General features: G+C 67.5%; 8 protein-coding genes and 1 rRNA gene. 3 read left to right on the top strand and 6 right to left on the bottom strand.

The window, feature by feature from the left end; translation table 11 throughout:
* Positions 1-1442 (bottom strand): 16S ribosomal RNA (locus tag VEC11_RS07050); the annotation flags it as partial.
* A gap of 457 nt (positions 1443-1899) precedes the next feature.
* Here VEC11_RS07050 and VEC11_RS07045 point away from each other — a divergent pair.
* Positions 1900-3417 carry a lipopolysaccharide biosynthesis protein gene (locus VEC11_RS07045; RefSeq protein ID WP_464129929.1) on the top strand — a complete coding sequence of 506 codons (1518 nt, stop codon included), beginning with the start codon at positions 1900-1902 and terminating at the stop codon, positions 3415-3417.
* 3 nt (positions 3418-3420) lie between these two features.
* Here the strand turns inward: VEC11_RS07045 and VEC11_RS07040 are convergent, their stop codons facing one another.
* On the bottom strand, positions 3421-3849 hold the full coding sequence (locus tag VEC11_RS07040; RefSeq protein ID WP_464129928.1) for a CBS domain-containing protein: 429 nt from the start codon (positions 3847-3849) through the stop codon (positions 3421-3423).
* A gap of 76 nt (positions 3850-3925) precedes the next feature.
* Here VEC11_RS07040 and VEC11_RS07035 point away from each other — a divergent pair, with 76 nt between their 5' ends.
* Both VEC11_RS07035 and VEC11_RS07030 read left to right on the top strand, forming a co-directional pair.
* Positions 3926-4249, top strand: coding sequence for a hypothetical protein (locus tag VEC11_RS07035; protein ID WP_464129927.1), 324 nt, complete (start codon positions 3926-3928; stop codon positions 4247-4249).
* Positions 4246-4620, top strand: a complete 375-nt coding sequence (locus VEC11_RS07030) for an acyl-CoA thioesterase (RefSeq protein ID WP_464129926.1) — start codon at positions 4246-4248, stop codon at positions 4618-4620. Before VEC11_RS07035 ends, VEC11_RS07030 begins: the two co-directional genes overlap by 4 nt.
* Here VEC11_RS07030 and VEC11_RS07025 read toward each other — a convergent pair.
* From VEC11_RS07025 to VEC11_RS07010, 4 genes are all read right to left on the bottom strand, one after another.
* Positions 4617-4913 (bottom strand): fucose-binding lectin, encoded by a 297-nt coding sequence (locus VEC11_RS07025; protein WP_464129925.1) that lies wholly within the window; start codon positions 4911-4913, stop codon positions 4617-4619. The genes VEC11_RS07030 and VEC11_RS07025 overlap by 4 nt on opposite strands.
* Positions 4914-5040: 127 nt before the next feature.
* On the bottom strand, positions 5041-6648 hold the full coding sequence (locus tag VEC11_RS07020) for a DUF4139 domain-containing protein (RefSeq protein ID WP_464129924.1): 1608 nt from the start codon (positions 6646-6648) through the stop codon (positions 5041-5043).
* Positions 6645-8192: a DUF4139 domain-containing protein gene (locus VEC11_RS07015; RefSeq protein ID WP_464129923.1), complete on the bottom strand. Its 1548-nt coding sequence runs from the start codon at positions 8190-8192 to the stop codon at positions 6645-6647. The genes VEC11_RS07020 and VEC11_RS07015 overlap by 4 nt, the downstream gene beginning before the upstream one ends.
* Positions 8192-9835 carry a DUF4139 domain-containing protein gene (locus VEC11_RS07010; RefSeq protein ID WP_464129922.1) on the bottom strand — a complete coding sequence of 548 codons (1644 nt, stop codon included), beginning with the start codon at positions 9833-9835 and terminating at the stop codon, positions 8192-8194. Before VEC11_RS07010 ends, VEC11_RS07015 begins: the two co-directional genes overlap by 1 nt.
* Between the last annotated feature and the right edge of the window lie 7 nt (positions 9836-9842).

Here is a 9842-nt window from a genome sequence, read left to right as displayed (position 1 = left end):
AACTTCACCCCAATTACTACCTATACCTTGGGCGGCTCCTTCCTTGCGGTTAGGTGACCGACTTCTGGTATTGGCAACTTTCGTGGTGTGACGGGCGGTGTGTACAAGGCCCGGGAACGTATTCACCGCGGCGTTGCTGATCCGCGATTACTAGCGACTCCGACTTCACGCAGTCGAGTTGCAGACTGCGATCCGAACTTGGCCGGCTTTTTTGGGATTCGCTCACCCTCGCGGGATAGCAGCCCTCTGTACTGGCCATTGTAGCATGTTTGCAGCCCTGGACATAAGGGGCATGATGACTTGACGTCGTCCCCACCTTCCTCCGAGTTGACCCCGGCAGTCTCCTACGAGTCCCCGCCATTACGCGCTGGCAACATAGGATAAGGGTTGCGCTCGTTGCGGGACTTAACCCAACATCTCACGACACGAGCTGACGACAGCCATGCACCACCTGTGCAAGGCCCCGAAGGACACCGTATCTCTACGGCTTTTCCCTACATGTCAAACCCAGGTAAGGTTCTTCGCGTTGCCTCGAATTAAGCAACATGCTCCGCTGCTTGTGCGGGCCCCCGTCAATTCCTTTGAGTTTTAGCCTTGCGGCCGTACTCCCCAGGCGGGGCACTTAATGCGTTAGCTACGGCACGGAATCCGTCGATAGGACCCCACACCTAGTGCCCAACGTTTACGGCGTGGACTACCAGGGTATCTAATCCTGTTTGATCCCCACGCTTTCGCTCCTCAGCGTCAGTTCCGGCCCAGAGCGCCGCCTTCGCCGCTGGTGTTCCTCCTGATATCTGCGCATTTCACCGCTACACCAGGAATTCCACGCTCCCCTACTGGACTCTAGCCACAGCAGTATCGGGTGGCGTCTCCAGGTTGAGCCTGGAGGTTTCACACCCGACTTAGCGAACCGCCTACGAGCTCTTTACGCCCAATAAATCCGGACAACGCTTGCCCCCTACGTGTTACCGCGGCTGCTGGCACGTAGTTGGCCGGGGCTTCTTCTGCAGGTACCGTCTGATTTCGTCCCTGCTGAAAGGGGTTTACGACCCGAGAGCCTTCATCCCCCACGCGGCGTCGCTGCATCAGGCTTTCGCCCATTGTGCAATATTCCCCGCTGCTGCCTCCCGTAGGAGTCTGGGCCGTGTCTCAGTCCCAGTGTGGCTGATCATCCTCTCAGACCAGCTAAGGATCGTTGCCTTGGTGAGCCTTTACCTCACCAACTAGCTAATCCTACGCGGGCTCATCCCTGGGCGATAAATCTTTGGTCCGAAGACATCATCCGGTATTAGCTTCAGTTTCCCGAAGTTATTCCGAACCCAAGGGCAGATTCCCACGCGTTACGCACCCGTGCGCCACTAGATCCGAAGATCTCGTTCGACTTGCATGTGTTAGGCATGCCGCCAGCGTTCGTTCTGAGCCAGAATCAAACTCTCAAGTTTATGTCCGATCCTCACGCCGCGGGGGAATACCCGAAGCCTTGAGGGCCGGCTTTCAAGGAGCCGTTCCTGCACAAATACATATTACTGTGGATATGTAAGAGGACATTTGGAACGGCCTGGTTTGTCCGATCATCCAGCGCCTTGAAGCCGCTGGCGACCGGGGCCGCCGCCCACATGTCCCTTCATCTAAACCGACAATGTCAAAGAGCCGACGCGCTCCCTCCCCGGTGGAAACCGGGTTACCGGTGATCGGTTAAGAGAGACGCAAACGGGGCCGGGCAGACCGCTCTGCCCCGTCGGTGAAGGGCCATATATGTAGGAGATTCGAACCCGTCAACACCCATTTTGGCGAAAAGTTACCGCCGCTTCAGGATCCTGACGAAATTCGTCCCCCTCGCTCCACCCATATAGGCATCCTCAACGCTGGTTTAACCCCTTTGCCTTAAGGCCGGAGCGGATGGATGCCCCGCACTCGCAACCGGCCGCCGCGGCCGACGACGCGCCCGCCGAGGAGAAGCGCGATCCCGCCTTCGCCGAGCGGGTGAAGTCGGGCGTGATCTGGCGCTCGGGCAGCCAGCTGTTCGGCCAGCTCATCGCCTGGACCTCGACCTTCCTCGTCATCCGCATGCTGAACCCCAGCGACTATGGGCTCGTGGCGATGACCGGCGTGGTGCTGACCTTCCTCGATCTGTTCAAGGGCTGGGGCTTCGCGAGCTCGCTGGTCCGTGACGAGAAGACGGACCGGCACAAGATCGGCCAGGCCTTCGCCATGCTGCTGCTGATGAACGGCGCGCTCGCCGCGATCCAGTTCGCCGCGGCGCCGCTGGCGGCGGACTATTTCCACCAGCCGATGGTCGCGGACCTGCTGCGCGTGCAGGCGCTCTTCTATCTCGCCAACCCCTTCACCGCTTTGGGCCATGCGCTGCTGGTAAGGCGGCTCGAGTTCAAGACGCAGGCCCGTATCGACCTGGTCGCGGCGGTGCTGAGCGCGCTCACCGCGCTCGCCTGCGCCTATGCCGGGCTCGGCGTCTGGACCCTGGTCGCCGCACCCGGCATGCTCTGGTTCGCGCGCGCCGGCGGCTATTTCGCGGCCGCCAGGCTCTGGCAGATCCGGCCGCGATTCGCCTTCGCCGGCGCCGGCACGATGCTGCGCTACGGCGTGGCGATGATCGCGGTGCAGATGTGCTGGTTCGTGCAGAGCCAGGCCGACGTCTTCATCGGCGGGCGCGTGCTCGACGCCCATGCGCTCGGCCTCTACACGACCGCTTTGTTCCTCACCCAGATTCTCGCCTCCAAGTTCGTGCCGCCGCTGAACGAGGTCGCCTTCGCCGCCTATTCCCGGATCCAGGCGCGGCCGGACATGATCCAGTCGGCGTTTCTGAAGTCGATCCGGCTGATCATGCTGGTCTGCATGCCCTTCTACTTCGGGCTGGCGGTGACCGCGGCGCCCTTGGTGGAGACCTTTCTGGGCGAAAAGTGGACCGACACGGTCGGGATGGTGCCGATTCTCTGCGCGGCAATGCCGCTGATGACGCTGCAGATCCTGTTCGCGCCGGCGACCAACGCGCTCGGCCGGCCGGGCCTGGCGGTGAAGACCGGCCTGTTCGGCGCGTTCCTGATGACCGCCGCCTTCGCCGCCGGCATCCAGTGGGGGACGCAGGGGCTGGCCTGGGCCTGGCTCGGGGGCATGGGCGCCCTGCTCGCGGTCACCGTCGAGCTGTCACGGCCGGTGATCGGGGTCAGCCGGGCCGAGCTCTTCCTCGCGGCCGCGCCCGGCCTGGCCGCGGCCGCGGCGATGGCCGGCATTGTCGTCGGCGCCGACTGGCTGCTGGGCGACCTCGGCGCCGGCAAGAAGCTGGCTGTGCTGGTGACGGTGGGCGCGGCCGCCTATTTCGCCTTCCTCATCGCCTTCGCGCGGCCGATCGTCGAGGAGGTGCTCGGCCTGTTCCGGCCGAAGCGGGAAGCCGCCGCCTAGCCCTCAGACGCTCTGGATATAGTTGAGCATCGCCTCGGCCTCGGCCTCGATCTTGTCCATCCGGAACTTGACGAGGTCGCCGATCGAGACGAGCCCGACCAGGGCCTCGCCCTCGACCACCGGCAGGTGGCGGATGCGCCTTTTGGTCATCAGCGAGAGCGCGCCCAATATATCGCCCGTCGGCTCGACCGTGATCGCGGGCGCGGTCATGATCTTCTCGACCGGCCAGTCGAGCACCGCCGCGCCGTCGCTCTTGAGGCAGTAGATGATGTCGCGCTCGGACATGATGCCGGCGACCCGGCCGGCCCGGAGCACGGGCACGGCGCCGATCTTGCGCTCCGCCAGCAGGGTGACCGCGTCGCGCACCGGCGTCGCGCAGTCGACGGTCAGCACCTCGCTGCCCTTGCCCTGGAGGATCAAGGCGATGGTCATTGTGCCTCTCCCTTCGCTGTTCCGCTAACGCGACTCGGGCCTTGATGATCCCATGCGGCGCCTCCAAATGGAAGCCATGCCCCGGCATGATCCCGTTCCGCCAAGGCGCCCTGCCGCGCCCCCGCACGACCGCGAGCGGGAGGCGGCCGCCTGGGCGCGCTACAAGCAGACGATGAAGTGGATGGCGCTGGCGGCGGTGGTGACCGTCCTGCTCGCCCTGATCTGGCTGAAGAGCTTCGGCGAGCCGGTGCCCGTCCACATGACGATCGCCACCATATTGGGCGTCGGCCTTACCGTCCTGGTCGGTACCGGGCTGATGGGGCTGGTCTTCCTGTCCAATCGCTCGGGCGCCGACGAGGAAGCGGGGCGGCCGCTCGACGAGGAAGACGAGGACCAATGACGAAAGAACGCGGCGCGGCGATCCTGCGCGTCGTCCCCAGGCCCGGGGACATCAATTCGAACGGCCATATCTTCGGCGGCTGGGTACTCAGCCAGATGGACATCGCCGCCGGCATCGTCGCCGCGCGCGAGGCGGACGGGCCGGTCGCGACCGTGGCGATCGAGGCGATGAAGTTCATCGCCCCGGTGCTGCTGCACGACCTGATCTCGGTCTATGCCGAGGTCGAGCGGATCGGCCGGACTTCCGTCGCGATCCGGATCGAGGTCATCGCCAGCCGCGACCGCGGCCGCCAGGAGGTGAAGGTGACCGAGGGCCTCTTCACCTTCGTGGCGCTGGACGAGAATCACCAGCCGCGGCCGGTGAAGCGCTAGACCGTGGTGTAGCCGCCGACATACCAGTTGCCGCCCGGATCGGAGCACATCTCCGTCGTCTTGTCCTCATAGGTGCAATAGACGCGGATCGAGGCGCTGCTGCCGTTCAGCCAGCAGGTCGCCGAGACCGCGGAGCCGGGCGCGCTGAAGCCGCCGGTCGTCCAGGCATTGTTGTCCCAGCAGCGCTCGCTCACATTATAGCCGTCCGTCGAGTAAACGCGAATGTGCAGGCCGGCGCTGTCCTGCCAACTCACCGACGCGGTGCCGACCGGCATATTGGGCATGTCCGTCATTTTACTGTCCTCCCCAGTTGAGCGGCGCGCGCTTCTTCGAATCGCGAACGACAATAGAAGTCGTTACGTGACGCAGCGCAATCGATTTCATGGTCTTTGACTTTGACAGGCGTATGAAGAACTGGCTTCAGCGGCTGCAGGTGCCGCCGGCGCCTGCCGTCCGATAGGAGCGGAAGTTTTCGGGGATGGCGGCGCGGAAGCAGAGCACCGCGCGCCCATTGGCAGGCACGGTCACCTGCCACAGCGGCCAGCCGTTGCGCCGCCCCAGCCGCGCATTCGCGCTGATATTGTCGAACTGGACGATGCCCTCGAAGGTGATCGGCTGGGCCCGGTCGTTGGTCACCACCAGCTCGAACTGGCCGACGTCTTCCCGGCGACTCAGCATGCGGAGCGCGCTGCGTACACCGGGCGATTGGCCGAGCGGGACCTCCACGTCCTGGCCCACCGCATAATCGCTGACGGTCCCCTGGCCGATCATCACCGGCCGGTCGGGGCCCCGGGCAAACAGCACCAGGCCGCCGGCGGGCAGCGGCACGCCCAGCCCCTCGGCCTCGCGGTTGCGCGTGATCAGCAGCCGCTCCGGCGGCGCCGGGTCATAGGATTGGAAGACCTGGTGCGGGGCGAAATAGTCCCGATAGACGAAGCGGACCCGTATCCGCTGCCGCGTCATGAAGGCGACCTGCTTCTGGCTGTTCGCTGCGACCGTCACCGGCTCGGGGATCCGGTAGAGCTTGAGATCGCCCAGATTCTCCTGGCTGGCTGTGACCGACGTAATCGGCACGGCCATGTCCAGCATCCCCCGCGCCGGGATGCGGCTGCCGGTGACGACGATCGACTCCTCCCGATCGCGCAATTGGGCGCCGCGGCCCATGGCCATGCGCTGCAATTGCTCGAGCGGGATGTCGCTGGTCGTCGCGGCGGGCCAGCATTGCAGCCGGATCGGCCCGCCCTCGCGCTCCTGCGGCTCGACATTCTCCCAGTTGAGCCGGCCGGCCACCGCCTGGGTATCGGCATTGACGAAGCTGGTCTCGTCGCCGCTGGCCAGGGTCAGCCAGGCGAGCAGGTCGATGCTGCTGCCGTCGGGCGACAATTGGGCGATATAATTGGCCTGCCAGTCGAAGCCGGAGGCCAGATAGGCGAGCGTGACCGTGGCGGTGACCGGCTGGCTGCTGCGGGTCCGGACCGACAGGGTCGGCCGCGCCGACAGGCCGCCCGGAAGGCCGCCATAGACAAGCGTCTCGGAAAGCCCCGTGCAGCGCAGCGCCTCGCTCCCCTCGCGGGTCTGCAGCACCACCGCGCCGTCGGCGCCGCTGCGGATCACCGCCTCGCTCTCCCGCACGGCGCCGGTGGCGACCGAGGTGCGGCGGATGGTGACACGCTGGCCGAGCGAGCGATCAAGCAGGGTCGCGGGCGAGAGCAGCATGGCGTCGCGATTGCGCTCGACGATGCCCTGGGGAAAGCCGGTCACGATCGCGCTCTGCGGCACGATCCCGCCGGCGACGCCCTCGAATCGAATCTCCGCCTCGCCCGCCGGCAGGGTGATCCGCCGCGTCTCGGTGACCAGGGCGAAGCCTTCGGGCCAGTCGAGATCGACCGCCTGCGCGGCCGGCCGGCCGGGATCGCGATAAAGAGTGACGGCGACCCGGTCCGGGCCGGCCGAGGTGACGATCGTCTGGGCGGCGGCCGGCCACGCCAGAATGGCACAGAGCAGGACGCCGAGGCGCCTTCCGATCACGGCGCGACGACCCGGTAGCGCAAGGTCGCGCGGCCATTGGCCGGGATCGTCGTGCTCCAGAGCGTCATGCCGTTGCGCCGGCCGAGCCGCGTCTCGCTCCGCACCTGCGAGGGCTGGGCGAGGATTTCCAGCTCATAGGCGACCGCCCAAGGGCGGTCATTGGTCACCTCGACTTCATATTCGGTAGCGCCTTCGCTGCGCACCAGCGCCCTCTGCACGGAGACAATGCCGGGCACTTCGCCGAAGTCGATCTCCACCTCCTCGCCCACCGCGAAATCGCGAATCACCGCCTGGCCGACCAGCACCTGGCGGCCGCCGGCCTCGTCGAACAGCATCAGCCGTCCCGCGGGCAGCGGCAGGCCGAGCCCGTCCTCGCGCCGATTGCGCGTGACGAAGAACCGGCGGGCGAGCCCCCGTACCGCCTGGCGCGGGTAGAAACGCTGCCGGTAGACGGTGCGCACCTGGACCTGGGGCTGCTGCAGCAGGGCGACCTGCTTCTGGCTGCGCGCCGCGACGGTCACCGGCTCGGGGATGCGGTAGAGCTTGAGGTCGCCAAGCTCCTCCTGAACGGCCTGCTGGGCAATCATCGGCGACGGCGGCGGGGGTGGCGGCGCCATCATCATCGGCGCGCTGACCCGGCTCCCGGTGATAACGAGATCGTCCCCGTCCATAATCTCTTCTTCCCGCACCATGCGCTCGAACTCCTCGAGCGGAATGTCGCTGGTCGTCTGCTGCGGCCAGCAGCTGATCCGGAGCGGGCCGCCCTCGGATTGCTGGCGGGGCACGTCCTGGCGGCGGATGCGGCCCGCCACCGCCTGCGTGCTCGCATTGGCGAAGCCGGTCTCGTCGCTGTTCGCCAGCGTCAGCCAGGCAAACAGGCCGATCTGGCCGGTCTCGGGCGAGACGGTGGCGACATAATCGGCCTGCCAGTCGAAGCCCGAGGCAAGATAGGAGAGCGTGACCGTGGCGGTAACGCGCCGCGCCGCGCGGGCGCGCACCGACAGGGTCGGCCGGGCGGACAGGCCGGGCGGGACCTGGTCATAGACGAGCCGCTCGGTGAGGCCGGTGCAGCGCAGTGCCTCGAATCCATCCTCCGTCTGGAGCACGACCGCCCCGCCGGCGCCGGAGCGGATGACCGCCTCCTCTTCGCGCACCCGGCCGGTGGCGCGCGAGGTCCGGCGGATATGGACGCGGCGCCCGAGCGAACGGTCGAGCAGGGTGGCGGGCGAGAGCAGATAGGCGTCGCGGTTGCGCTCGATGAAGCCTTCGGGAAGGCCGGTGACGATCGCGCTCTGGGGGATGATGCCGCCGGCCACGCCCTCGAAGCGGATGTCGGTGGTGCCGGCCGGAACGGTGATCCGCCTGGTCTCGCTGATCAGGGCGACGCCGTTCAGCCACTGCAGGTTCGGCGCCTGGGCGGCCGGCCGGTTGGGATCGCGATAGACGGTGACCGCGACCCGGTCCGGCCGCGCCGAGGTGACGATGCCCTGCGCCACGGCAGGGAGCGGCGCCAGGCAGAGCAGGAGCGCAAGAAGGCGGCGCATCAGCTCTCGTCCTGCTGCTCGATGATGCGATAGCGCAAGGTCGCGCTGCCATTGGCCGGGACGGTCACCCGCCAGAGCGGCATGCCGTTCCGCCGCGCCAGGCGGGCGCCCTGCGGCCGCAACTGCTCATCCTCGTCGAGCTGCAATTCCAGCTCGTAGCGGATCGGCTCGGGCCGGTCGTTGGTGACGGTGACCCGGAACGCCTCGACATTGTCGGGCAGATCCTCCCTCTCCTCCTCCACGAGCGCGGTCGCGATGCCCGGCGCATCGTCGAGGCTGATCTCGACATCCTCGCCCACGGCATGGTCGCGAACCCCGCCCTCGCCGAGCAGGATCGGACCGCCGGCCCGCCGGGCGAAGAGCTGCAGGGTGCCGCCGGGCAGCGGCACGCCGAGCCCCTCCGCGGTCCGGTTGCGGGTGACGAGAATGCGGCGGGCGGTGTCGCTCTCCTCGTCATAGCTTGCCTCCATCCTGACCCGGTAGACCGTGTCCACCCTGACCCGCGGCTGCTGCAGGAAGGCGACCTGCTTCTGGCTGCGCGCGGCGACGGTGACCGGCTCGGGAATCCGGTAGAGCTTGAGGTCGCCCAGCTCCTCCTGCACCGCGCGCGTGCCGGTGACGACAATTGCGCTGTCCTCGTCGTTGCCGCCGATCATGCCGGCCCGGACCGCGCCCAGCCGGAAGCGCCCCTGCAGCCTGATCTCCTCGGTCGGCACCGCCGGCAGCGCGGGGAGCGAGCTGGTCGTGCCCTGGGGCCAGCATTGCAGGCGGAGCTCGTGCGCGTCCGATTCGCCGTCATCGTCGAACCAGGCCTCGCCATCCTCGTCGATCTCGACGCGCCTGATGCCCGGGCGCCTGTCATCGTCGTCCCCGGTCTCGCGGTTCAGCCGCCCGGCCACGGCCTGCGTGTCGGCATTGGCGAAGCCGGTCTCGTCGCCATTGGCCAGGGTCAGCCAGGCGAACAGCTCGACATGGCGGCCGTCGGGAGCAAGGGTGGCGATATAATTGGCCTGCCAGTCAAAGCCGTCGGCAAGATAGGCCAGCGTCACCGTCGCGGTCACCGGCGCGCTGGAGCGGGCGCGGACCGACAGCGTCGGCCGGGCGGACAGGCCGGCGGGCACAGAATCGTAGGTCAGGGTTTCGGCCTGCCCGGTGCAGCGCAGCGCCTCGAACCCCTCGGCGGTCTGGAGCACCACCGCGCCGTCGGCGCCGCTGCGCACCACCGCATCCTGCTCGCGCACCGCGCCGGTCGCGCGCGAGGTGCGCCTGAGGTGCACGCGGCGGCCCAGCGAACGGTCGAGCAGGCTGTCCGGCGAGAGCAGAAGGGCGTCGCGGTTGCGCTCGACGATGCCCTGCGGAAAGCCGCGCACGATCGCGCTTTGCGGCAGGATGCCGCCGGCGACGCCCTCGAAGCGGATCTCCGATTCGCCGGCGGGCAAAGTGATCCGCCGGGTTTCGCTGATCAGGGCATAGCCGCGCAGCCATTCGAGCTCGAACGGCTCGTTCGCCGGCCGGTGCGGCGCCCGGTAGACGGTGACCTCGACCCGGTCGGGGCGCGCCGAGGTGACGATCTGCTGCGCCGCCGCCGGCGTCGCCGCCAGCAGGAGGAGCAGGAACGGGACCTGTGCGCGCGGGACGCGCATCGCCGCC

Origin of the sequence: Allosphingosinicella sp. (genome assembly GCF_035626655.1) — a bacterium.
Lineage (GTDB): Bacteria > Pseudomonadota > Alphaproteobacteria > Sphingomonadales > Sphingomonadaceae > Allosphingosinicella.
This window is presented reverse-complemented; position numbering and strand designations above follow the sequence as displayed.